24 protein-coding genes are annotated in these 21,959 nt (G+C 68.7%); 16 read left to right on the top strand and 8 right to left on the bottom strand.

Annotation, left to right across the window (positions count from 1 at the left end; genetic code table 11):
* Positions 1–22: 22 nt before the first annotated feature.
* The gene (locus AB5J62_RS32765) at positions 23–742 is read left to right on the top strand and encodes a M50 family metallopeptidase (protein WP_370943867.1); all 720 of its coding nucleotides are present in this window, start codon (positions 23–25) and stop codon (positions 740–742) included.
* 64 nt (positions 743–806) lie between these two features.
* Entirely contained in the window at positions 807–2,039 is a 1,233-nt protein-coding gene (locus AB5J62_RS32760) for an aldehyde dehydrogenase family protein (protein ID WP_370943866.1), read from the top strand.
* Positions 2,040–2,119: 80 nt separating this feature from the next.
* Here the strand turns inward: AB5J62_RS32760 and AB5J62_RS32755 are convergent, their stop codons facing one another.
* The 6 genes from AB5J62_RS32755 to ccrA form a co-directional block, all read right to left on the bottom strand.
* Positions 2,120–2,929 (bottom strand): MerR family transcriptional regulator, encoded by an 810-nt coding sequence (locus tag AB5J62_RS32755; protein WP_370943865.1) that lies wholly within the window; start codon positions 2,927–2,929, stop codon positions 2,120–2,122.
* A 622-nt stretch (positions 2,930–3,551) separates the two neighbouring features.
* Positions 3,552–3,707, bottom strand: coding sequence for a hypothetical protein (locus AB5J62_RS32750; protein WP_370943864.1), 156 nt, complete (start codon positions 3,705–3,707; stop codon positions 3,552–3,554).
* A gap of 81 nt (positions 3,708–3,788) precedes the next feature.
* On the bottom strand, positions 3,789–4,859 hold the full coding sequence (locus AB5J62_RS32745; RefSeq protein WP_370943863.1) for an adenylate/guanylate cyclase domain-containing protein: 1,071 nt from the start codon (positions 4,857–4,859) through the stop codon (positions 3,789–3,791).
* Entirely contained in the window at positions 4,856–5,305 is a 450-nt protein-coding gene (locus AB5J62_RS32740; RefSeq protein WP_370943862.1) for a universal stress protein, read from the bottom strand. The genes AB5J62_RS32745 and AB5J62_RS32740 overlap by 4 nt, the downstream gene beginning before the upstream one ends.
* A gap of 44 nt (positions 5,306–5,349) precedes the next feature.
* Positions 5,350–6,441, bottom strand: a complete 1,092-nt coding sequence (locus AB5J62_RS32735; protein WP_370943861.1) for a chromosome segregation protein — start codon at positions 6,439–6,441, stop codon at positions 5,350–5,352.
* A 54-nt stretch (positions 6,442–6,495) separates the two neighbouring features.
* The gene (gene ccrA, locus AB5J62_RS32730) at positions 6,496–7,836 is read right to left on the bottom strand and encodes a crotonyl-CoA carboxylase/reductase (protein ID WP_370943860.1); all 1,341 of its coding nucleotides are present in this window, start codon (positions 7,834–7,836) and stop codon (positions 6,496–6,498) included.
* Between the two features lie 161 nt (positions 7,837–7,997).
* On the opposite strand from ccrA, the gene AB5J62_RS32725 reads away from it, so the two are divergent.
* On the top strand, positions 7,998–8,366 hold the full coding sequence (locus AB5J62_RS32725; RefSeq protein ID WP_370943859.1) for an SPW repeat protein: 369 nt from the start codon (positions 7,998–8,000) through the stop codon (positions 8,364–8,366).
* A 19-nt stretch (positions 8,367–8,385) separates the two neighbouring features.
* Positions 8,386–8,952 carry a TetR/AcrR family transcriptional regulator gene (locus AB5J62_RS32720; RefSeq protein ID WP_370943858.1) on the top strand — a complete coding sequence of 189 codons (567 nt, stop codon included), beginning with the start codon at positions 8,386–8,388 and terminating at the stop codon, positions 8,950–8,952.
* Here the strand turns inward: AB5J62_RS32720 and mce are convergent.
* Positions 8,946–9,389, bottom strand: coding sequence for a methylmalonyl-CoA epimerase (mce, locus tag AB5J62_RS32715; protein ID WP_370943857.1), 444 nt, complete (start codon positions 9,387–9,389; stop codon positions 8,946–8,948). The two genes, AB5J62_RS32720 and mce, sit on opposite strands and share 7 nt — an antisense overlap.
* Before the next feature lie 126 nt (positions 9,390–9,515).
* Here mce and AB5J62_RS32710 point away from each other — a divergent pair, with 126 nt between their 5' ends.
* The 3 genes from AB5J62_RS32710 to AB5J62_RS32700 all read left to right on the top strand — a co-directional run bounded on the left by AB5J62_RS32710 (position 9,516) and on the right by AB5J62_RS32700 (position 12,445).
* Positions 9,516–10,697: an acetyl-CoA C-acetyltransferase gene (locus AB5J62_RS32710; RefSeq protein ID WP_370943856.1), complete on the top strand. Its 1,182-nt coding sequence runs from the start codon at positions 9,516–9,518 to the stop codon at positions 10,695–10,697.
* Positions 10,698–11,654 (top strand): methylmalonyl Co-A mutase-associated GTPase MeaB, encoded by a 957-nt coding sequence (meaB, locus tag AB5J62_RS32705; protein WP_370943855.1) that lies wholly within the window; start codon positions 10,698–10,700, stop codon positions 11,652–11,654.
* A gap of 68 nt (positions 11,655–11,722) precedes the next feature.
* Positions 11,723–12,445 carry a peptidylprolyl isomerase gene (locus AB5J62_RS32700; protein ID WP_370943854.1) on the top strand — a complete coding sequence of 241 codons (723 nt, stop codon included), beginning with the start codon at positions 11,723–11,725 and terminating at the stop codon, positions 12,443–12,445.
* Between the two features lie 81 nt (positions 12,446–12,526).
* On the opposite strand, the gene AB5J62_RS32695 is transcribed toward AB5J62_RS32700, so the two are convergent.
* Positions 12,527–13,180, bottom strand: coding sequence for an amino acid-binding protein (locus AB5J62_RS32695; RefSeq protein ID WP_370943853.1), 654 nt, complete (start codon positions 13,178–13,180; stop codon positions 12,527–12,529).
* Positions 13,181–13,371: 191 nt separating this feature from the next.
* On the opposite strand from AB5J62_RS32695, the gene gatC reads away from it, so the two are divergent.
* The 9 genes from gatC (at position 13,372) to AB5J62_RS32650 (ending at position 21,957) form a co-directional block, all read left to right on the top strand.
* Complete coding sequence (gatC, locus tag AB5J62_RS32690) at positions 13,372–13,671, top strand: Asp-tRNA(Asn)/Glu-tRNA(Gln) amidotransferase subunit GatC (protein WP_370943852.1); 300 nt, start codon at positions 13,372–13,374, stop codon at positions 13,669–13,671.
* Positions 13,668–15,167 (top strand): Asp-tRNA(Asn)/Glu-tRNA(Gln) amidotransferase subunit GatA, encoded by a 1,500-nt coding sequence (gene gatA, locus AB5J62_RS32685; protein WP_370943851.1) that lies wholly within the window; start codon positions 13,668–13,670, stop codon positions 15,165–15,167. Before gatC ends, gatA begins: the two co-directional genes overlap by 4 nt.
* A gap of 7 nt (positions 15,168–15,174) precedes the next feature.
* Entirely contained in the window at positions 15,175–16,458 is a 1,284-nt protein-coding gene (locus AB5J62_RS32680) for an AAA family ATPase (RefSeq protein WP_370943850.1), read from the top strand.
* Complete coding sequence (locus AB5J62_RS32675) at positions 16,459–17,118, top strand: DUF4276 family protein (RefSeq protein ID WP_370943849.1); 660 nt, start codon at positions 16,459–16,461, stop codon at positions 17,116–17,118.
* Positions 17,115–18,620 (top strand): Asp-tRNA(Asn)/Glu-tRNA(Gln) amidotransferase subunit GatB, encoded by a 1,506-nt coding sequence (gene gatB, locus AB5J62_RS32670; protein ID WP_370943848.1) that lies wholly within the window; start codon positions 17,115–17,117, stop codon positions 18,618–18,620. The genes AB5J62_RS32675 and gatB overlap by 4 nt, the downstream gene beginning before the upstream one ends.
* A gap of 1 nt (position 18,621) precedes the next feature.
* Positions 18,622–19,149, top strand: coding sequence for a hypothetical protein (locus AB5J62_RS32665; protein WP_370943847.1), 528 nt, complete (start codon positions 18,622–18,624; stop codon positions 19,147–19,149).
* Positions 19,150–19,268: 119 nt separating this feature from the next.
* Positions 19,269–20,333 (top strand): Gfo/Idh/MocA family protein, encoded by a 1,065-nt coding sequence (locus AB5J62_RS32660; protein WP_370943846.1) that lies wholly within the window; start codon positions 19,269–19,271, stop codon positions 20,331–20,333.
* Positions 20,330–21,244, top strand: a complete 915-nt coding sequence (locus tag AB5J62_RS32655) for a PmoA family protein (protein ID WP_370943845.1) — start codon at positions 20,330–20,332, stop codon at positions 21,242–21,244. The genes AB5J62_RS32660 and AB5J62_RS32655 overlap by 4 nt, the downstream gene beginning before the upstream one ends.
* Positions 21,244–21,957 carry a cupin gene (locus AB5J62_RS32650; protein ID WP_370943844.1) on the top strand — a complete coding sequence of 238 codons (714 nt, stop codon included), beginning with the start codon at positions 21,244–21,246 and terminating at the stop codon, positions 21,955–21,957. The genes AB5J62_RS32655 and AB5J62_RS32650 overlap by 1 nt, the downstream gene beginning before the upstream one ends.
* The last annotated feature ends 2 nt before the right edge of the window (positions 21,958–21,959 follow it).

Genomic DNA, 21,959 nt, shown 5'->3' with positions numbered 1-21,959 from the left:
GGGGATGTGCTGAGGTGTCCGGGTGCGAGAACCGGATCCTTCCGCGGTAGCGGGCGTGCTGGACGCCCAGCCCGACCCAGGTAGCTGGCTGGCCTTGATCACGGGCGGCGTGGCGTTGATCGTCGTGCTGTCCGGGACACCGTGGCGCTGGGCGCGCACGGCCATCACCATCGTGCACGAGGCCGGGCACGCGCTGCTCGCGGTGCTCGTCGGCAGGCGGCTGCAGGGCATCAGGCTGCACTCGGACACCTCGGGCGTGACCGTCTCGCGCGGCAAGCCGGAAGGCCCTGGCATGGTGCTGACCGCGCTCGGCGGGTACCCGGCGCCCTCGGTGCTTGGGCTGGTCTTCGCGGGCCTGCTCGCGGCGAGCCGCGTCACGGCGCTGCTCGTGCTGGCCGCGGTGCTGCTGCTGGCCGTGCTCGTGATGGTGCGCAACGCCTATGGCGTGCTGGTCGTCGTGGTGACGGCCGGGGTGCTGGCGCTCGCGTCGCTGGTGGCGCCGTCGAGCGTGCAGGCGGCGTTCGTGTACCTCATGACGTGGTTCCTGCTGTTCGGTGGCGTGCGGCCGGTGGTCGAGCTGCAGCTGAAACGGCGGCAGGGCCAAGCCCGTGACTCCGACGCCGACCAGCTCGCCAGGCTCACCGAGGTCCCGGCGGCGCTGTGGGTGCTGATTCTCGCCATGATCTCGGTCAGCTGCCTGATCATGGGCGGCGCGTTCCTGCTGCAACCCGCGCTGAACTAGGCGTACCGGCGTGCGGCACACTGATGACCCGCACATATCGCCGGTTATCAGGTAGGAGTTCGCCGTGAGTGACGTGGCCAAGGCTGTCGAGGAATGCGCGCGGGCGGCCAAGCAGGCGGCCCCGTCGCTGGCCACCGCGACGGACCAGGCCATCGACGCCGCGCTCTCCGCCATGGCGGAAAGGCTGCTGGCGCACCGGGACGAGGTGCTCGAAGCCAACCGCGCCGACGTCGCCAAGGCGACCGAGGAAGGCATGAGCGCCGGTCTGCTCGACCGGCTGACGATCACCGACGAGCGCCTCACCGGCATGGCCGAGCAGCTCCGGCTGCTCGCGGGCGCACCGCACCAGGAGCGCTCGATCGAGCTGTCCACATTGGACGGCGGACTCCGGCTGGTCGAGCGCCGCCGCCCGGTCGGCGTGATCGGCGCGAACTACGAGGCCCGGCCGAACGTCACCGTCGACGTGGCCTCGCAGCTGGTCAAGTCCCGCAACGGCGGCGTGCTGCGCACCGGCTCGGCCGCGCTCGGCTCCGCCCAGCGCCTGCTCGACGTCGTCATCGCCCCCGCACTGGCCGAAGCGGGCATCGACGCCGACGTCATCCAGCTCGTTCCCCGCGTCGAGCGCGAAGCGGCCGCGGCGCTGGTGAGCCTGCCCGGCCTCGTCCCGCTCGTGATCCTGCGCGGCAGCGGCGAAAGCACCCGCAAGCTCGCCACCGAGGCCGCGCTCCACGGCGTCGGCACTCTCGCGCACGCCGACGGCGGCGGCGTCCTCTACGTCGACGCGGCCGCCGACGCGGCCAAGGTCCGCGACCTGGTGTCGGCCAGCCTCGACCGCCTCGGCGTCTGCAACCGCCTGAACCTCCTCCTGATCCACACCGACGCCCACGACGCGCTCTGGCCCTCGATCACCGAGGCGCTGACCGAGCGCGGCGTCACCCCGTCGCTCGCCCCCCACGAGCACGCCATCGGCTACGAATGGGCACTCGACTCGGACAACGAGGCCACCGTCACGGTCGCCCAGGTCGCCTCGCTCACCGAGGCCGTCTCGATCGCCAACGACCGCACCTCGGGCCTGGCCGCCGGCATCGCCACCGAAGACTCGGCCGCGGCCGAAGCCTTCTTCGACGGCTACACCGGCACCGGCGTCTTCTGGAACGCCCCCACCCGCCTCCTAGACGGCTTCAAGCTCCTCGCCGTCCCCGAGACCGGCATCAACCTCGACAACGTCCCCGGCCCCCGCGGCCCGGTCACCTACACCGACCTCTACGTCCGCCAGTACGCCGTCCTCCCCGCCTAGAAGCCCGGGATAAAGCCCGCTTTACTCCCAGGGATAAAGCGGGCTTTATCTCGCGGAGTAAAGCCCGCTTTATCCCGGTCTCAGCGCAGCGGCACGGCGAGCTCGAAGACGGGGTCGTCGTCGCCGACGACGTCCGGGTTGACCAAGAAGATCTGCCGTGGCGTCCAGTCGGCCTGTTCGCCGCGGTCGGTGACCCACTGCTGCAGCGACTCGAACCCGAGCGAGGTCATCATGTCCGCCTTGCGCACGCTGATGTAAGCCTCACGGGTCGCGTCCTCGATGCTGGCGGTCATGTCGGGGAAGCGGGCGGCCGTCGCCTCCGCGTCGACGACCGGGCAGCAGAATTCGACCGGAGCGTCGCTGTCGGCGCTGACTTCGCCGTGATAGCGCAGGAACGGAACCCCCGCGACGCCTTCCGGGCGTGCGACGGTCGGGCCGCCGAACAGCCCGAAGAGCGGCCCCGCGAAGTCGCCGATCTGGTCGGCGGTGAGCTGTTCGGTGACACTGAGCAGGGTGCGAGCCGGGATGTCCCGGACGTGTACCTCGTACATGATCGTTCGTTCTCCGGTGAGTCGGCCGATGAGGAAGCCGACCAGTTCCCGCTTGGCCTTGACGTCCAGCTCCTGCTCCGCCCAGTAGCCAGCCAGCTCACGCGCCGCCGCCTCGTCCGGAAGATCGACGATCTTCCGGATCCGCGCCAGCGGCATGTCGAGCCTGCGCAACTGGGCGACCTGGCGGGCCTTCGGCAGCTGATCCGGCGAGTACCAGCGGTACCCGGTGTCCGGATCGACGTGCACGGGTGGCAGCAGCCCCAGTTCGTCATAGAGCCGCAACGCCTTCGGCGAAAGCCGTGCCAGCCTGGCGAACGCGCCGATGGTGAGCAGGTCCACGATCGTCTCCCTCGTCCCGGGCGGGCGCCCGGTCCCCACCGACTCTGGGGCCGTCCCCAAGGGCAAGGTCAAGCATGGCGGACGGCAGACCTCGCCTACGCCGTGTCCAACTTGATCAACTCGGCGGTGAGAAGTCGCCATTGGCTTTCGATCTCGCGCCACAGACCGCCGCAAGCCGACTTCACTGTGGTCACCGTGTAGTTCGGCGCCGCGCAGTGCCGCCGCGAACTCACCGATCTCGTCGATCAGCCTGGCGAACTGAAGATCGGGTAGCTGGCAGAACCAGCTCATCTGATCCACGCTGTTGGACCGGTCGTATTTCTCCCGGCAGTAACGCAGGGCCCCGTTCATTTCGCCGATGCGCTGTCCGAACTTGTGCAGGACGGAGCCAACGACGACGGTCGGGACAGGCATCTCAATAGAAGTGCGTGTGAGTGCGGGCGGCGGTGCTGTGACGGTCACCATGACAGGTGCGGCGTCCTGGCTCCAGCAACTCGACATCGCCACTCCTGCGCTTGCCAGAAGGAGCCTGTTACGCCAGGCGCGCACAAGGGGCGCCTTTGTGAGGCTAGAGGTTCCAAGGGTGGCCCTTGTCACGTCGCCACCCGACGCCGGGGAGCCGTCAGCCGGTTTGCGGGCGGCGTGACTTTAGCAGCTGGGTGAGGCGCTCGCGCAGGTCGGCGCTCAGCGGGGGCGCGTCCTCGACCAGCTTCGCGATCCGCGCCTGGGTTTCGGGGCTCAGCGCGGCGGCGTGCTGAGCCGTGTCGGCTTCGTTCACGGTGCCGAGTTTTGTCGAGGCGACCCGGAAATGCGCCCCCTGGCAGGCGGATTCACCTGGTCGAGCGGTGGTTGGTCGCGCTCAGCGACGACGGCCGCGGCGTGTCGGGGGTGGGTCGATGCCGAGCATCTCGGCGGCGATCTCCTGGGACTCGGCGAACTTGCCGGTGGGCTGCTGCGGGGCCCGGCGCAGCGCGGATGGGCGCATGCGGTTGTAGCCGCGCACCGAGACCGGGCGGCGGGAACGGACCTCGTAGGCGGGCTCGTCGGCGAGTGAACCCGCCAGTTCCTTGTCGATGAGGATCGTGCCGGGTCGGGCTATTGACGTCAGGCGGGCCGCGAGGTTGACGACCGAGCCGTAGACGTCGCCGAAGCGGGACAGGACGCGGCCGGACGCCAAGCCGGCGCGGACCGCGGGGAGCTCCTCGTCCTCGGCGGTGCGCTCGGACAGCGTCAGCGCGATCTCGGCCGCGTCGGCAGGGGAGTCGCAGACGAAGAGGACCTCGTCGCCGATCATCTTGACGACGCGGCCGTGGTGCTCGGCGATGACCTCCGTGGTGACCATCTCGAACGCGTCGAGCACGGCGCTGAGCTCGGCCTCGTCGACCTGCCTGGTCAGCCTCGTGTAGCCGACCATGTCGACGAAGCCGACCACCTGGACGCCCGCTTCGACCTCCTCGTCGGTCGCGACGAGCGCGCGGCCGGCGTAGGCGGCCAGGTGACGCCGCCAGACGAAGCTCTGGACGCGCTCCAGCTCGGGCAGCAGCCGCTCGACGAGACGGGCGATCTGGCGCTCGCTCTTGGCCAGCTCGGGGTTCTCGGTGATCAGCTGCCGGAGCATGAGCACCTGCCACTCCGCGAGCCGGGACAGGTGCTGGCCGAGCGCGCGGGTGACCGCGACCTCCATGCCGGGGTCGACCAGGCCGGAGTTCACCAGCTGGTCGGCCGTCTTGAGCACGTCGATGTCGGCGTCCGTGAAGACCACCTCGTCGTCGGGGACCGTCGCGAAGCCCAGCGCGCGCCAGAGCCGCCGCGCCCGCTCCTCCGGCACGCCGCTCTTGCCTGCCACCTCGAGGCGGGTGTATCTGCGGCGGCCGCCGAGCAGTACCTTTTCCAGCCGCTGCTGGAGTTCGTCGGGATCGGGCTCGCTCACGTCGTGTGCACGATGAGCACGTCGACGCCGGACTTGCGGGCCACCTCGGACGGCACCGAGCCCAGGATGCGGCCCGCGAGGCTGTTCAGCCCCCGGTTGCCCACCACGAGCAGGTCGGCCTTGTGGTCGGCGACGACCTGGCGCAGCGAAACCACCGGGTCGCCCTCGACGGCGATGGTCTCGATCTTCGTGGCGCCCGCCTTGCCCGCGCGGTCACGGGCGGAGAGCAGCGTGTCCTCGGCGGGCGCGGAGCCCACCACCTGGTACGCCTCCTCGCGGAGGACGTCCTGCGCCTTCTCCACGTCGCCGCGGCTGGCCGGGTGGTACGCGCACGCGATCACGAGCGTCGCGCCGGAGTCGGCGGCGACGCCCGCGGCGCGGTCCACCGCGGCGAACGAGGTTTCGGAGCCGTCGGTGCCGACGACCACGGTCTGATAGGCGGGCATGGAGTCCTCCTGAACGAGCCGTATCCCTCTAGTCGGGATGGAGGTTACTCGCCAGTTGGTTTCGCCGCTCCCGCTGGCTTGGGTGCCGGCTTCGCCGCAGGTACGGACGATTTGGCGATGCGCACGGTGGCCTGCGAGTCGGGGCTCATGATCTCGGCCGCCTTCTCCGCGATCGGACCGGCTTCGCCCAGCACCGTACTGGCTTCGCCCAGCGACACGCGCGCCGCGCGGACCTGCTCGGCGAGGCTCGCGCGGACCTTGCGCAGCACCTCGACGCGCTCGGCGGCCTGGTTGATGCGGCGGTTGGACTCCTCGGTCGCCTCGCGGACGCGGCGGTGGCTCTCGTCGGCCGCCTCGGCGAGCCTGGCGTTGGACTCGGTGATCGAGTCCTGCTTGCGCTTGTTGGCGTCCTCGACCGACTCGCGGCGCCGCTTCTCGATCTCGGCCTTCGCCTTGGTCTCCTCGTCGAGCACCTCGGCGCGGATCCTGGCCGCGTCGTCGGTGGCCTCGCGGACCCGGCGGGCGGCCTCGGCCTTGCTGGCTGCTTCCTGCTCGGCCAGCACGCGCATCGCCTCGGTGCGGCGCGAGGCCATGGCGATCTCGAAGTCCTCTTCGATCTGGTTGCGCCTGGCCTCGGCCTCGGCGTCGAGCCGCTCCATCTCGGCGTGCGCCTTGTCGATGACGCCGCGGTGCTCGGCCTCCATCTCCTTGCGGCGCGCGTCGAGCTCGTTCAGCAGCTGCTCGTACCGGGCACGCATGGCGCTCGCGTCGGTCTCGGCCTTGGCCCTGATGTGGCCTGCCTCGGCCTCCGCGCGCGCCTTCGTGTCGGCGGCCTCGTCCTGCGCGAGGCGCAACATCCGTTGCAGGCGCTCGGAAAGCCCCTCGATGCTCGTCGGCGGTTGCGCGAGGCGCTCGACCTGACCGCGCAGGTCCCTGATCTCGCCGCGCGCCACTTCGAGCTGGCGCGCCAGATCACCGGACTGCGAGATGGCCGCGTCGCGATCCGCCGCGAGCATCTTCAGGTCGGCGTCGAGCCGTTCGAGGTGCTCGTCGACCTGTGCACGGTGGTAGCCACGCTTCGCCAGGTCGAAACCGGCGCCCAGCGGCACAAGCTCCCGTTCATCGCCAAGGCTCATTCCCCTACCGTAGCCGGAACCCGGTCACGACCGGGTGAGCACCCTGGCGAGAATTCACGCGCCCCGGAATGCGTTGATCTTGTCCAGGTGCTTTTCCCGCAATGCGTGATCACGCACACCGAGGCCTTCTTCCGGGGCCAGCGCGAGCACGCCGACCTTGCCCTGGTGGGCATTCCGGTGCACGTCGAGCGCGGCCTGGCCGGTCTCTTCCAAGGTGTACGTCTTGGACAGTGTGGGATGGATCAAACCCTTGGCGATCAACCTGTTCGCCTCCCAGGACTCCCGGTAGTTCGCGAAATGGGAGCCGATGATCCGCTTGAGGTTCATCCACAGGTACCGGTTGTCGAACTGGTGCATATACCCGGATGTCGACGCGCAGGTGACGATCGTGCCGCCCTTGCGCGCGGCGTAAACGGACGCGCCGAACGTTTCACGGCCGGGGTGCTCGAACACGATGTCCGGGTCCTCGCCGCCGGTCAGTTCGCGGATCTTCGCGCCGAAGCGCTGCCATTCCTTGGGATCCTGCTCGTTCTCGTTCTTCCAGAACTTGTAGCCCTCGGCGCTGCGGTCGATCACCAGCTCCGCGCCGAGCTTCCGGCAGATCTCCGCCTTTTCCGGGCTGGAGACGACGCAAACCGGGATCGCGCCGCCGTTGAGTGCGTATTGCGTGGCGTAGGAGCCCAGTCCGCCGGACGCGCCCCAGATGAGCACGACGTCGCCCTGCTTCATGTCGGCGCCGTTGCGCGAGACCAGCTGGCGGTACGCGGTCGAGTTCACCAGGCCGGGGGAGGCGGCCTCTTCCCAGGTGAGGTGATCCGGCTTCGGCATCAGCTGGTTGGCCTTGACGAGCGCGACCTCGGCGAGCCCGCCGAAGTTCGTCTCGAAGCCCCAGATGCGCTGCTCGGTGTCGAGCATCGTGTCGTTGTGCCCGTCGGGGCCCTCGAGCTCGACGTTGAGGCAGTGCGCGACGACCTCGTCGCCGGGCTTCCAGTTGTGCACGCCGACGCCGGTGCGCAGCACGACGCCGGACAGGTCGGAGCCGACCACGTGATACGGCAGGTCGTGGCGCTTCGAAAGCGGCGAGAGCTTGCCGTAGCGCTTGAGGAACTTGAAGGTCGAGACCGGCTCGAAGATCGACGTCCACACGGTGTTGTAGTTGATGGCGCTGGCCATCACCGCGACGAGCGCCTCGCCGGGGCCGAGCTCGGGCACCGGGACGTCGTCGACGTGCAGCGACTTGCGCGGGTCCTTGTCGCGCGATTCGAGGCCCTCGAACATGTCGGCCTCGTCAGCGTGCACGGTGACACCCCGGTAGCTCTCCGGCATGGCCAGTGAGCCGACCGCGTCGAGTTCGCCGGTCAGGATGGCCTGCTGGATCTCGCCGAGCTGCGTCATCGGAACCTCCACGGGGAGTGGGTTGCGGCGTTGGCGCACAAAATTACTGGTCGGTAACCAACGATCACAACAGTACGAGACGTGAAGCACTCTGTCGTGCTGAAGTGTTATTTGACCGGGCGGCCAATCAAGCGGAGCATCGAAGGCGGAGGTGAACAACGATGACCGAAACTTCGACCCGCCCGTGGATGCGCCCGCATGACTGGGCGGAGGTGGTACTCGGGGTGGTCGCCGTGCTGTCCCCGCTCTGGATGGACACGGACAACACCGCAATGTGGACGATGATCGTGCTCGGCGCGCTCATCGCGCTCGACGGGCTGGCCTCGCTGGCCAGGCCGGGAATGGTCTACGGCGAGGGCGCGCAGGTCGTGCTCGGCGCGCTGCTGTTCCTGTCACCGTGGGTCATGGGCTACACCGCGTTCAACGGTGCCGCCTGGACCGCGTGGATCGTCGGTGTGCTGACCATCGTGGTCGGCGCGGCCGCCGTGCCGGTCGCCAACGCGGCGCACAAGATGGCCGGTTCGCACTGAAAACTGAAAGACTGATCCGATGAACGACGACTCGGCGAAAGAGCGCATCCTGCTCGCTGCGGAAGAGCTTTTCGCCGAGTCCGGTTTCGACGCCACCCCGACCTCACGCATCGCCGAGCGCGCCGGCGTGCCCAAGGGTCTCGTCCACTATTACTTCCGCCGCAAGCCCGATCTGCTCACCGCGCTCGTCGAGCGGCTGCCCGACGAGCGCGTCGAGCCGGAGAACGTGGTGGTGCCCGGCGACATCGCGGGCAGCCTGCGCAAACTGGTCGACGAGCTCGACCGCAGGCTGAGTGGTTCGCGGGTGCTGTCGCACCTGTTGTGGCGCGAAGCGGACACGCATCTCGCGGTCCGCGACGCGCTGCACGACCGCTTCCAGGCGCTGGTGCGCCAGGTCCGCGCGGTGATCGTCGCCGCGGCGGGCTGCCGGCTCGAACGCGCCGACATCGACAGCGCGTCCGGGCTGCTCGCCCGCGCCGTCAGCTACCGGCACTCCGTCGCGCGGCACAGCGACGACGACGTCCCCGGTGAGCTGGAACAGGAGCTGGCGTTCATCGCCGACGCGCTCGCCGCGAAGGCTCAGTGACCTTCGGCGGCGGGTTCCACCAGCTCGACGAGCACGCCGCCCGCGTCCTTGGGGTGCACGAAGTTGACCCGGCTGTCGGACGTGCCGCGCTTGGCCGCTTCGTAGAGCAGGCGCAGGCCCTTGGCGCGCAGCGCTTCGGCAGCCGCGTCCACATCGGACACCCGGTAGGCCAGCTGCTGCAGGCCCGGCCCGCTCTTCGCGATGAACTTGCCGATCGCGGAGTCCTCGCGCAGCGGGGCGAGCAGCTGGATGGCGGTGCCGCCGCCACCGGGCGCGTAGAGCATGGCCTCGCGGACGCCCTGCTCCTCGTTGACCTCTTCGTGGCCGACCTCAAGCCCGAAGTGGGTGACATGGAACTCGATCGCGGCGTCCAGGTCGGGCACGGCGATGCCGACATGGTCGATGGCCGTCACGTAAGGCTTCAGCGCGTCGTTCATGCGACAAACCCTAAGAGGGCGCGCAAGACGTGACGGCGTGCGACGCCTCACACTAAGTCAATTCAGAAGGGTGAACCCCGGGTATGGTCCGTTGAGACCGCCGTGCGCCGATGCTTGGAGGAAGTCGTGTCCGGTTCCGTGATCCTGGGTGCCGCCCGCACCCCGATCGGACGTCTGCTCGGATCTTTGAAGGACTTCAGCGGAGCCCAGCTCGGCGGCGTGGCCATCAAGGCCGCGCTGGCGCAGGCCGGTGTCTCGCCGGACGCCGTGCAGTACACGATCATGGGCCAGGTGCTCACCGCGGGCGCCGGCCAGATCCCCGCGCGCCAGGCCGCCGTCGCCGCCGGCATCCCGATGAGCGTGCCCGCGCTGACGATCAACAAGGTCTGCCTGTCCGGGCTCGACGCCATCGCGCTCGCGGACCAGCTGATCCGCGCCGGTGAGTTCGAGCTGATCGTGGCCGGTGGCCAGGAGTCGATGACGCAGTCGCCGCACCTGCTGCCGAAGTCGCGGTCCGGGTTCAAGTACGGCGACACCACGCTCGTCGACCACATGGCCTACGACGGCCTGTTCTGCGCGTTCGACCAGGTCGCGATGGGCTCGTCGACGGAGAAGTACAACACCCGCTACGGCGTCACGCGTGAGCGGCAGGACGAATTCTCCGCGCGCTCGCACCAGCGTGCCGCCGCCGCGATCGCCGAAGGCCGGTTCACCGCCGAGATCGCGCCCGTCACGATCCCGCAGCGCAAGGGCGACCCGGTCATCTTCGACACCGACGAGGGCGTCCGCGCCGACACGACCGCCGCGAGCCTCGGGAAGCTGCGCCCGGCGTTCGCCTCCGACGGCACGATCACCGCGGGCTCGGCTTCGCAGATCTCCGACGGCGCCGCCGCCGTCGTGGTCGCCAGCCCGGCGATGGCCGAGAAGCTCGGCATCACCCCGCTCGCCGAGATCGGCGCGCACGGTGTCGTCGCCGGACCGGACGCGAGCCTGCACGAGCAGCCGTCGAACGCGATACTCGCGGCGCTGTCGAAGGCGGGCCTGACCGCCGACGCGCTGGACCTCGTCGAGATCAACGAGGCGTTCGCGGCCGTCGGCCTGGTCTCGTCGGACAAGCTGGGCCTCGACCCGGCGAAGGTCAACGTCAACGGTGGCGCGATCGCGCTCGGTCACCCGATCGGCGCGTCCGGCGCCCGGCTCGCCGTGCACCTGGTGCACGAGCTGCGCCGCCGCGGTGGCGGGCTCGGCGCCGCCGCGCTGTGCGGTGGCGGCGGCCAGGGCGACGCGCTCCTGATCCGCGTCCCCTAGATGGCGCTTGATGTCGCGGACCTGGTCGCACGTGCGCGTGACGGCCAGGCCCGCGCGGTCGCGCGGCTGATCTCACTGGTCGAGGACGCGCATCCGCGGCTGCGGGAGGTCGCCGCCGCGCTGACCCCGTTCACCGGGCGTGCCCAGCTCGTCGGGCTGACCGGGCCACCCGGTGTCGGCAAGTCGACATCGACGTCCGCGCTGCTCACGGCGCTGCGCAAGCAGGGCAAACGGGTCGGTGTGCTGGCGATCGACCCGTCGTCGCCGTTCTCCGGCGGCGCGCTGCTCGGCGACCGGATCCGGATGACCGAGCACGCCGTCGACCCCGGCGTGTTCATCCGCTCGATGGCGACGCGCGGGCATCTCGGCGGGCTCGCGTGGGCGACGCCGCAGGCCGTGCGCGTGCTCGACGCGGCGGGGTTCGACGTGGTGCTGATCGAGACGGTCGGCGTCGGCCAGTCCGAAGTGGACGTCGTGAAACTCGCCGACACCACCGTGGTGCTGCTCGCGCCCGGCATGGGCGACGGGATCCAGGCGGCGAAGGCCGGGGTGCTCGAGATCGCCGACCTGTTCGTGGTCAACAAGGCCGACCGCGAGGGCGCCGACGCGACCGTCCACGACCTCAAGCAGATGATCTCCTTGTCCCGCAGGGAGATCCGCGGCCCGAGCTGGCGCCAGCCGATCCTGCCGACGGTCGCCGCGCGCGGCGAGGGCGTCGACGATGTCGTCAAGGCGCTCGAAGAACACCACGACTGGCTTTCCTCGCGGGGCGAGCTCGCGGACCGCCGCGCCGCGCGCGCCCGCGCGGAGGTCGAGGCGATCGCGTTGCAGGTGCTGCGCGCCGAGCTGGTCGACGTGCGCGGCGACCGGCTGGCCGAGCTGGCCGCCCAGGTCGTCGACCGCACACTCGACCCGTACGCGGCCGCCGACCGGCTCGTCGCGGATTTGCGCGGTTAACGACTTTTGGCGGGGAAAAACCGCCCTATACTTCCCGAGTTTCGTCGCCGAAGCTGGGAGGGACGTCCGTGCTCCGTACGGTCGCAGTCGCCGTGGTCTCCGTGCTCGCCACACTCACCTTGACGGGGGTGGCCTCGGCCGACACCCCGCCACCCAAGGTCACCAAGGGCCCGTGCCAGTACACCGAGACGCCGGACGAGCCCGCGTCGCGCCCGGTCCCGCTGCCGCCGGACCCCCGCCACACGCCGTCGTGGGGCGCGGTCGACGTCAAGCTGAAGGGCAACCAGGGCGACATCGGCCTGAGGCTGAACCGCAAGCAGGCTCCGTGCACCGTGCAGAGCTTCTTGCACCTTGCGAAGCACCGGTTCTACGACATGACGTCCTGCCACCGCCTGACGGCTTACCCGACTCTCAAGGTCTTGCAGTGCGGTGACCCGTCCGGCACCGGCGAGGGCGGCCCCGGCTACAAGTACAAGGACGAGCTCCCGACCGACCTGCCGCCCGCGCCCACGGACCCGACCGGCGCCCGCCGCGTCTACGCCCGAGGCGTCCTCGCGATGGCCAACGCGGGCCCGGCCACCAACGGCAGCCAGTTCTTCGTGGTCTACGGCGACTCGGCGCTCCGCCCGAACTACACGATCTTCGGCACCGTCGACGCCGAAGGACTGCACACCCTCGACAAGATCGCGGCGGGCGGCATCCAGCCGGACCCGTCCTCCCCGGGAACCCCGCCCGTCGACGGCGCGCCCGTCCTGCCCGCCAAGATCCTCAAGGCCCGCACCTGGTGCTGAGCAAAACGGGATAAAGCGGGCTTTACTCCCGGGGATAAAGCCCGCTAAACATCGGGGAGTAAAGCCCGCTTTATCCCGGCTTCAGGAGTCGAGGACGACTGAGACGATGCCCGCGAAGTGGGCGAGGCGGGCTACTTCGGCGGCGCGGAAGAGCGGGCCGCCGGGGCGGCCGACCAGTAGCGCCTTGCCGGGCTTGCCGAGCGGGGTGGCCGCGAGTTCCGTGCCCAGCTCCTGCCAGGTCTCGGGAACCCAGGACTCCTCGCCGTCCAGCACCGTCGCGCGCTCCAGCGGGAGCCACGGCAGATGCGTGATCGGGACCTCGGGCGCCGCGGACGAGGCCGCGAGGCGGTGGATGCCGCCTTCGCCGTGCTCGACCACCAGCGACCAGCCCGCGCGGATGATGCGGGGGACGCCCTCGGCGAGGATGTGCAGGCCGGACTTGGGCTGGGCCGCGATCTCCTCGACGAGTTCGAGTTCGCGATGGGTGTCCAGCACGCCCGCGTAAGGGCGGACCGCGTCGACCTCGACGCCGTCGACGCTTTCGGCCGCCGTGATGAGTGCGTCGGGGAGCCTGCCGGAGGGGAGCTCGACCACCAGGTCGTCGATGGCCGTGCCCGCGGTGCGCTCGACCACGTCGACGCTGAGGATGTCCGCGCCGATCGTGCCCAGTGCGGTGGCCACCGCGCCCAGTGTCCCCGGGCTGTCCGGCAGCTGCACCCGGATGAGGAACGACAACACGAGCCCCTCTCACTTTGTCGGGCGTTCCGGCCTGCTGCTCGGAACGCGCTCGCCGGGCGACGATTGTGGCAGACCGTGGCGGTGAACGGGCTCTCAGTCCGTACACCGGGAACTAACGGTTTGAGCTCGACCCATAGACTCGTGGCTTCCGATAAGCCCGAGAACAGCGCACACCAGAGGTTACCCGCGTGCCCACGATCTCCCGCGACGAAGTCGCGCATCTCGCCAAGCTGGCCAGGCTGGCCGTCACCGACGAGGAACTGGACGTTTTCGCAGGTCAGCTCGACCAGATCCTCGACGCCGTCGCCAAGGTCGGCCAGGTCGCCGACCAGGACATCCCGCCGACCTCACACGCCGTCCCGCTGACGAACGTGTTCCGTGAGGACGTCGTGAAGCCGAGCCTGTCGCAGCAGCAGGCGCTCTCCGGAGCGCCCGCCGAGGAAGAGGGCCGGTTCCGCGTGCCGCGCATTCTGGGGGAGGAACAGTGACCGATCTCATCAAACTCACCGCCGCCGAGCTGGCGGAGAAGGTCCAGAAGCGTGAGGTGTCGGCCGTCGAGGTCGCCCAGGCGCACCTGGACCGGATCGCCAAGATCGACGAGCACGTGCACGCCTTCCTGCACGTCGACGCCGAGGGCGCGCTCGCCGCGGCCCGCGCGGTCGACGAGGCGCAGACGCCCGCGTCGCCGCTGGCCGGCGTGCCGCTCGCGCTCAAGGACGTGCTGACCACCACGGACATGCCGACCACGGCCGGTTCGCGCACGCTCGAAGGCTGGGTCCCGCCGTACGACGCGACCGTCACGCGCAAGCTGCGCGAGGCCGGTGTCGTCATCCTCGGCAAGACCAACATGGACGAGTTCGCCATGGGCTCGTCGACCGAGAACTCGGCGTACGGCCCGACGCACAACCCGTGGGACCACTCGCGCATCCCCGGCGGCTCGGGCGGTGGCTCGTCGGCGTCGCTCGCGGCGTTCGAGGCACCGCTGGCCATCGGCACCGACACCGGCGGCTCGATCCGCCAGCCCGGCGCCGTCACCGGCACCGTCGGCGTGAAGCCGACCTACGGCGGCGTGTCGCGCTACGGCCTCATCGCCTTCTCGTCCTCGCTCGACCAGGCCGGTCCCTGTGCCCGCACGGTGCTCGACGCCGCGCTGCTGCACGAGGTCATCGGCGGGTACGACCCGATGGACTCGACCTCGATCAACGCGCCGGTCCCGCCGGTCGTCGCCGCGGCCCGCGAGGGCATGAAGGGCGACCTCAAGGGCGTGCGCGTCGGCGTGGTCAAGGAGTTCGCCGGCGACGGCTACCAGCCCGGCGTCACGCGGTCCTTCGAAGCCGCGGTCGCGCAGCTGCGCGCGCTCGGCGCCGAGGTCGTCGAGGTGTCCTGCCCGGCGTTCACCCTCGCGCTGCCCGCGTACTACCTGATCGCGCCGAGCGAGTGCTCGTCGAACCTCGCCCGGTTCGACGCCATGCGCTACGGCCTGCGCGTGTCGGACGACGGCACGCACAGCGCCGAAGAGGTCATGTCGCTGACCAGGGAAAAGGGCTTCGGCCCCGAGGTCAAGCGCCGGATCATACTCGGCACCTACGCGCTCTCGTCGGGCTACTACGACGCGTACTACGGCTCGGCGCAGAAGGTCAGGACGCTGATTTCACGCGACTTCGACGCCGCGTTCGAGAAGGTGGACGTGCTGGTGTCGCCGACGACGCCGACCACGGCGTTCAAGATCGGCGAGCGGGTCGACGACCCGATGGCCATGTACCTGGCGGACCTGTGCACCATCCCGTCGAACCTGTCCGGCAACGCCGCCATGAGCGTCCCGAGTGGACTGTCCGATGAGGACGGCCTGCCGGTCGGCCTGCAGATCATGGCCCCGTCGCTCGCCGACGACAGGCTGTACCGCGTCGGCGCCGCCTACGAGGTCGCGCGCAACGACGCCGCCGGTGGTTCACTGATTCACCAGGTTCCGGATATGGGAGCGTGATCCAGCGTTGCTGACGCGCATCGAGATCGACGGCTTCAAGTCGTTCGATCAGTTCGGGTTGGACCTGCCGCCGTTCCTGGTCGTGCTCGGCCAGAATGCCAGTGGCAAGTCCAACCTGTTCGATGCCATCCGGTTGCTGAGCAGGTTGGTGACTGCTCCGTCGGTCCTGGACGGCTTCTCCGATGCTCGAGGAGAGCTGAAGGAGCAGTTTCGTCGACTTGGCGATGGCAGCTCGGTCACTCGCATGCGATTTGCAGCCGAAATGCTTCTCGAGCCTACAGTCATTGACAAGTTCGGAAAGCAGGTGCAAATCCGGTACACTCGAATTCGGTACGAGCTGGAGATTCGCCTCGTTGTTGAAGAAGACGGCTTCGTCATGCCGTATGTCGAGCGAGAATTTGCAACTTCCTTACTGAATCCCGGGTCGCCACTGCTGGAGACGCACCAAGTGCCGGATGATGCCCAGTTGTTCGCGCTTCGTGACGAAGATACAAATACTTTTGTGGATTTTCTTCCTGCAGATGCGGCGGAGGGGACGGTTTTATCGACGATAGGTTCCGCTGGCGACTTTCCGTCTCTTTTTGCTACTCGTAAAGAAATTGAGTCGTGGAGGTTTCTCCAGCTTGACCCGGTCGCCCTTCGCAAGCCGAGTACGCCTGATCAGCGTGGTGAGCAGCTGGAATCGACCGGCGCAAACCTTGCCAGGGTTCTCCGGCGTATCGAACGAGCCACCAAGCGAGAGTTCGGTAGCGGCTTGGATGACATCGCCGTAGACCTCGTGAACGTCGTACGTGGTGTGTCGCGGGTCGATGTCACTGAAAACGCCGCTGGGCAGTGGGAGGTCCACCTAACTACTCGTGATGGTCGGATCAGTGCGCGCGTGGCCTCGGACGGCACTCTTCGAGTGCTTGCGCTACTGGCGGCGATTCATGATCCGCAATATCGCGGCTTGCTGTGCTTCGAAGAACCGGAGAACGGGATTTTTCCTCAGCGCCTACGTGTGTTGGTGCAGGCGTTGAAGGAGTCGATCACTGAGGTCCTTCCCGGAGAGCCACGTGCTCAACTGCTCCTTTCCAGTCATTCGCCGCTGATGCTGTTCGAGTTGGATCCAGTGGACATTGTGGTGATGGACCTGGTCACGCGAGTCAGGCCTGAGGAGCCCGGGGCGAGTCAGGTCTCGAGGGCCCGTGTACTCGCCGAATCGGGTGAACTCGAGACGGTTTCGCCGTATGAACGCCAGGCATTGCCTGGTATCAGTCGCGACGAAGCTCAACGGCTGCTGGAGGACTGAGTGCGGCCGCTGAAGACCGCGATCGCGGTAGAGGGTTCTTCCGACGAAACCTTCTTCAAGGTTCTGGTAGATCGCGTGCTGAGGGAAATCGCCAACGTTCATTGTGAACCGGGATTCGACGTTGGCACGCCGATGGTCTTCCGTCGTGGCCCGGATACTTGGAAGACTCTGTGCGAGCAGCTGCGTGCCCCTGCCGCTGACTTCGATTTGGCACTCTTCCATTACGACGGCACAACGAAACCCGAACGTGAAGCGAAGAAGAGCTGGGAGCCGATGCTTCGCGAGTGGGAGCGGGAGTCTGCGCCTGGTGGCAGGCCCTTGCTGCTCCAGCTGGTGCCGGTCAGGGAGATGGAGAGCTGGGCCCTGGCCGATCTCGATGAGGTGAACCAGCTGATCGGTAGCACTGTGTGCTCGTCGCGGGTGTTCGAAGCCGCGCACTTGCCGCAGGTGGAGCGATTGTCGGACCCGAAGCGGACGCTCGCCGAGGCACTACGATCGGGCAGACAGAAGCGGCGGTCCATTCATTTCCACTTGGAAGCGCTGGCTGAGCGGGTCAGTTTGACGAAACTACTGAGTGTGCCGTCCTTCCGCGACTGGCGCGACGAGACCATAGCCGGGTTGGACAAGCTCGGGTTCATTGAAAGTGGAGGAAAGGCATGACCGCCGTGGCCGAACTGATGGACTACGCCGAGGTGATCGAGCGTTTCAACCCGGTGCTCGGGCTCGAGGTGCACGTCGAGCTGTCCACGAACACCAAGATGTTCTGCGGCTGCGAGAACGTCTTCGGCGGCGAGCCGAACACGCACACCTGCCCGACCTGCCTCGGCCTGCCCGGCTCGCTGCCGGTGGTCAACGGCAAGGCGGTGGAGAGCGCCATCCGCATCGGCCTCGCGCTGAACTGCGAGATCGCCGAGTGGTGCCGGTTCGCCAGGAAGAACTACTTCTACCCTGACATGCCGAAGAACTTCCAGACCTCGCAGTACGACGAGCCGATCGCCTTCAACGGCTACCTCGACGTCACGCTCGACGACGGCGAGATCGTGCGCGTCGAGATCGAGCGCGCGCACATGGAGGAGGACACCGGCAAGTCGCTGCACGTCGGCGGCGCGACCGGGCGGATCCACGGCGCGGAGCACTCGCTGCTCGACTACAACCGCGCCGGCGTGCCGTTGATCGAGATCGTCACCAAGACGATCGAGGGCACCGGCGAGCGCGCGCCCGAGGTGGCCCGCGCGTACGTTTCGGCGCTGCGTGACCTGCTCAAGGCGCTCGACGTGTCCGACGTCCGGATGGACCAGGGCTCGCTGCGCTGCGACGCGAACGTGTCGCTGATGGCGAAGGACGCGACCGAGTTCGGCACGCGGACCGAGACCAAGAACGTGAACTCGCTGCGCTCGGTCGAGCGCGCGGTGCGCTACGAGATGACGCGGCAGGCGGCGATCCTCGCCGACGGCGGCAGCATCAAGCAGGAGACCCGGCACTTCCAGGAGGCCGACGGCTCGACCGCGTCCGGCCGCACCAAGGAGACCGCCGAGGACTACCGGTACTTCCCGGAGCCCGACCTGGTCCCGATCGCGCCGAGCCGCGAATGGGTCGAGGAGCTGCGCGGCACCCTCCCGGAGATGCCCGCGGTGCGCCGCAAGCGGATCCAGGAGGAGTGGCAGCTGTCCGACGCCGAGCTGCGTGACCTGCTCAACCTGGGCGCGGTCGACCTGATCGCCGCCACGGTCGACGCGGGCGCCACGTCCGCCGAGGCGCGTGCCTGGTGGGTCGCCACGCTGGCGCAGGAGGCGAACACCCGCGAGGTCGAGCTCGACGCGCTGCCGATCACCCCGGCGCAGGTCGCCGAGATCATCGCGCTGGTCAACTCCGGCGAGCTGACCAACAAGCTGGCCAAGCAGGTCGCGACCGGTGTGCTCGACGGCGAGGGCTCGCCGCGCGAGGTCGTCGAGAAGCGCGGGTTCAAGGTCGTCAACGACGACTCCGCGCTGCTCGCCGCCATCGACGAGGCGCTGGCCGCGCAGCCGGACATCGCGGGCAAGATCCGCGACGGCAAGGTGGCGGCCGCCGGCGCGATCGTCGGCTCGGTCATGAAGGCAACCAAGGGCCAGGCCGACGCCAAGCGGGTGCGCGAGCTGATCATCGAGCGGGTCGGTTCCTGAGTTGTCGTTCAAGGTCGGAAGCGTCTCCTGGCGCGAGTGGGTCGGCTTCGGCGCAGGCCTGCTCGCGGCGGGGACGCTCTTCCTGCCGTGGACCACGCTGAGCGCGGCGTCGACCGAGATCGAGTCGGCGCTGCGCTCGCTGCCGCCGAGCGACGTCGTGCGCGACGCGTGGAAGTCGGACTTCTTCGCCTGGTGCCCGCCGATCCTGCTGTTCCTGACCGGCCTCGCGGTCGTGCTGTTCGGGCAGGTCCGCAAGGCCAGGGTGAGCGGGCTGCCCGCGCTGTGGCTGGTGGCGGCCGCTGGGAACCTGCTGCTGATGGTCGCGGGCTGGTACGCGATCGGGTGGCAGTTCGGCAGTGAAGAGCGCGCGTTGTTCGAGGCTGGCGGGATCGCGATCACGCCGTCGTACGGGCGCTACCTCGCGCTGGTCTGCACGATCGTGAGCCTGGCCGCGGCGATCTTGGACACGCGGGCGGCGCGCGAAGAGTACCGCGCGCCCAAGAAGAAGGTTCCGCTCAAGGACTCGTGACCGGGATAAAGCCCGCTTTACTCCCCGGAGTAAAGCGGGCTTTATCCCGGTGTTCTCTTGCGTGTGAAAGCGCTTTCTGGTTACCGTCAGGGCATCCTGATCGACCGGAGGTGCCCGGGGTGACTGCGAGAAAGCGCTTACGCGCCGCGCTCATCGGCACCGGCGGGATCGCCGATGTTCATTTGACCGCTTTCCAGGCGTGCAAAACGGACATCGAGCTCGTCGCGGCCGTCGACATCGACGAAGACCGGGCACGCGCGTTCGCGCAGAAGGCCGGAGTCGAGCCGTACACCGAGGTCTCGCGGATGCTCGCGGAGCAACGGCCGGATCTGGTCGCCATCTGCACCCCGCCTTCGCTGCACGTCGGCCAGACCGTCGAGGTGCTCGAATCCGGCGCCTGGGCCTGGTGCGAGAAACCGCCATGCCTGTCGCTGGCGGGCTACGACGCGATTACCGCCGCGGAAACGGAAGGTGGCCCGTACGCGTCCTTTGTTTTCCAGCACCGCTTCGGCTCCGGCGCCGAACACTTTCGCGAGCTGCTCGCCAAGGGGGAGCTGGGCCGCCCGCTCGTCGCGCACTGCCAGACGACCTGGTATCGCGACACCGGCTACTACGCGGTCCCGTGGCGGGGGAAATGGGAGACCGAGGGCGGCGGTCCCGCGATGGGCCACGGGATCCACCAGATGGACCTGCTGCTCGACCTGCTCGGCGAGTGGACGGAAGTCAGCGCGATGACCGCGCGCCTGGTGCACGACGTCGAAACCGAGGACGTGTCGACCGCGCTCGTCCGGTTCGCCAATGGCGCGCTGGCCACGGTCGTCAACAGCGTCCTGTCGCCGCAGGAGGTCAGCCGGATCCGCGTCGACTGCACCGAAGCGACCGTCGAACTCACCCATCTCTACGGCTACCGCAACGCGGATTGGGTGTACAGCAAGGACTTCCCGCAGCCGGAAGTCGATGTCCCGAGTTCGCACACCGCCCAGCTGCCGCACGTGATCGAGGCGATCAGGGCCGGGAAACGGCCACCCGCCAGCGGCTCGGACGGCCGCAAGGCGCTGGAGCTCATCGCCGCGCTGTACAAGTCCGCGTCCACCGGGGCCATCGTGCGCGCGGGTGAGATCACCGCCCGCGACCCGTTCCATCACTCGATGAACGGCCGGATCAGGGAAGGCGTGCCGTCGTGACCGAGAAGATCACCGTCACCCACCGCCATGGCGAGAAGATCACCGTCGAAGCGCTCGGTGTCGAGCTTCTGTCCTATGTGTACAAACCGGATCCCGTCGCCTACGAGGCCCAGAAGCCTTACGCCCACCCGATCCGGACGTTGCAGGGCAGTCCCGTTTCCGGCTACCGGCCCGCCGATCACCGATGGCACAAGGGCATCCAGATGACGTCGAGTCATCTGTCCGGCCAGAACTTCTGGGGTGGCTGGACGTACGTGCCCGGCGATTGGTACCAGGATCTGCCGGACAAGATCGGCCGCATGCGCCACGACGGGTTCGAGGATTTCACCGTCGAGGACGAGAAACTCACCATCCGCGAACGGCTCACCTGGATCGAGAACGGCGGCGGGCACTGGGCGAGCGAGCAGCGCGACATCGTCGTGCATTCGGTCGAGCCGCTGGAGGGTTCCTGGGCACTCGACTGGTCCATCAAGCTCACCAATCTCCGCGACGAGCCGCTCAGGTTCGGCAGCCCGACCACCGCCGGCCGCGAGCTGGCAGGCTACACCGGCCTGCATTGGCGCGGCCCGCGTGACTTCAACGGCGGTAACGTGTTCGGCCCCGGCGGCGCCGAGGACCTGATGGGCAAGCAGGCGCCCTGGCTCGCGTTCGTCGGCGAGCACGACGCGTTCGACGCCAAGTCGACGCTCGTTTTCGCGCACGCGCCCGAAAACGACGGCGCCATCCACGAGTCGCACTGGTTCGTGCGGTCCGAGGTCACGCCGATGGTGGCGATCTCGTGGGCGTTCTTCGAGGAGTTCGAGCTGCCGCCCGGCGAGAGCTTCTCGTATCGCTACCGGGTGATCGTCGCGGACGGCGGCTGGGACCGCGATCGCGTCGAGGGCTACCTCGGATCGCACGGGTGGCAGTGATGACTTTCCCTTTGCCAGGAGCGATCGGGCTCTCCCACCTGAGCGCGTATCAGTGGGAGGCGGCCGACGGCGTCTGCGGTGGCAGCCCGCATCTGCACCTCGCGTGCACCGAGGCGTACGTCGTCACCGGCGGCCGTGGCGCGGTGCAGACACTCGGCGCCGACGGCTACCGCGAAACCGAACTCGAGGCGGGCGTGATCGCCTGGTTCTCGCCAGGCACCGTGCATCGCATGGTCCAGCGCGACGACCTGCGGATCACCGTGCTCATGCAGAACAGCGGCCTGCCGGAGGCGGGCGACGCGGTGTTCACGTTCCCGCCGGACTACCTCGCCGACCCCGCCGAGTACGCCAAAGCCGCCGCGCCGCCCCAGGATGAAGCGCAGGCGCGCAAACGTCGTGACCTGGCGATCAGCGGCTATCTCCCGATCAGGGACGCGTTGCGGGACGGCGACAGTGAGCCGTTCACCGCGTTCCAGAGCGCGGCCGTCGCGTTGACACAGCCCAAGGTCGAGCAATGGTTCCCGCACTGGCGTGCCGGCGCGCTCGCGGCGGCCGAACTGACCGGCGAGCACCTCAAGGCGCTGGCGAACGGCGACGCGGGCCATCTCGCGCAGGCGGGTGTCCGCGTCGCCGAACCGGCCAAGCGCGACGGCTTCGGCATGTGCGGCCGTCGCGCGGAATACGAGATCCCCACCAGCGGACAGGAAAGGTGACC

This window comes from Amycolatopsis sp. cg5 (assembly GCF_041346955.1).
Taxonomy (GTDB): domain Bacteria; phylum Actinomycetota; class Actinomycetes; order Mycobacteriales; family Pseudonocardiaceae; genus Amycolatopsis.
The sequence above is the reverse complement of the archived record's forward strand: the minus strand, read 5'-3'. Positions and strand labels throughout refer to the sequence as shown.

Excerpts from the sequence above, each read along its gene's own strand:
- AB5J62_RS32740 (WP_370943862.1), bottom strand. The coding sequence starts at position 5,305 with ATGCCCGCCTATCAGACCGTGGTCGTCGGCACCGACGGCTCCGAAACC.
- AB5J62_RS32735 (WP_370943861.1), bottom strand. The coding sequence starts at position 6,441 with ATGAGCCTTGGCGATGAACGGGAGCTTGTGCCGCTGGGCGCCGGTTTC.
- ccrA (WP_370943860.1), bottom strand. The coding sequence starts at position 7,836 with ATGACGCAGCTCGGCGAGATCCAGCAGGCCATCCTGACCGGCGAACTC.
- AB5J62_RS32725 (WP_370943859.1), top strand. The coding sequence starts at position 7,998 with ATGACCGAAACTTCGACCCGCCCGTGGATGCGCCCGCATGACTGGGCG.
- AB5J62_RS32720 (WP_370943858.1), top strand. The coding sequence starts at position 8,386 with ATGAACGACGACTCGGCGAAAGAGCGCATCCTGCTCGCTGCGGAAGAG.
- mce (WP_370943857.1), bottom strand. The coding sequence starts at position 9,389 with ATGAACGACGCGCTGAAGCCTTACGTGACGGCCATCGACCATGTCGGC.
- meaB (WP_370943855.1), top strand. The coding sequence starts at position 10,698 with ATGGCGCTTGATGTCGCGGACCTGGTCGCACGTGCGCGTGACGGCCAG.
- gatB (WP_370943848.1), top strand. The coding sequence starts at position 17,115 with ATGACCGCCGTGGCCGAACTGATGGACTACGCCGAGGTGATCGAGCGT.
- AB5J62_RS32650 (WP_370943844.1), top strand. The coding sequence starts at position 21,244 with ATGACTTTCCCTTTGCCAGGAGCGATCGGGCTCTCCCACCTGAGCGCG.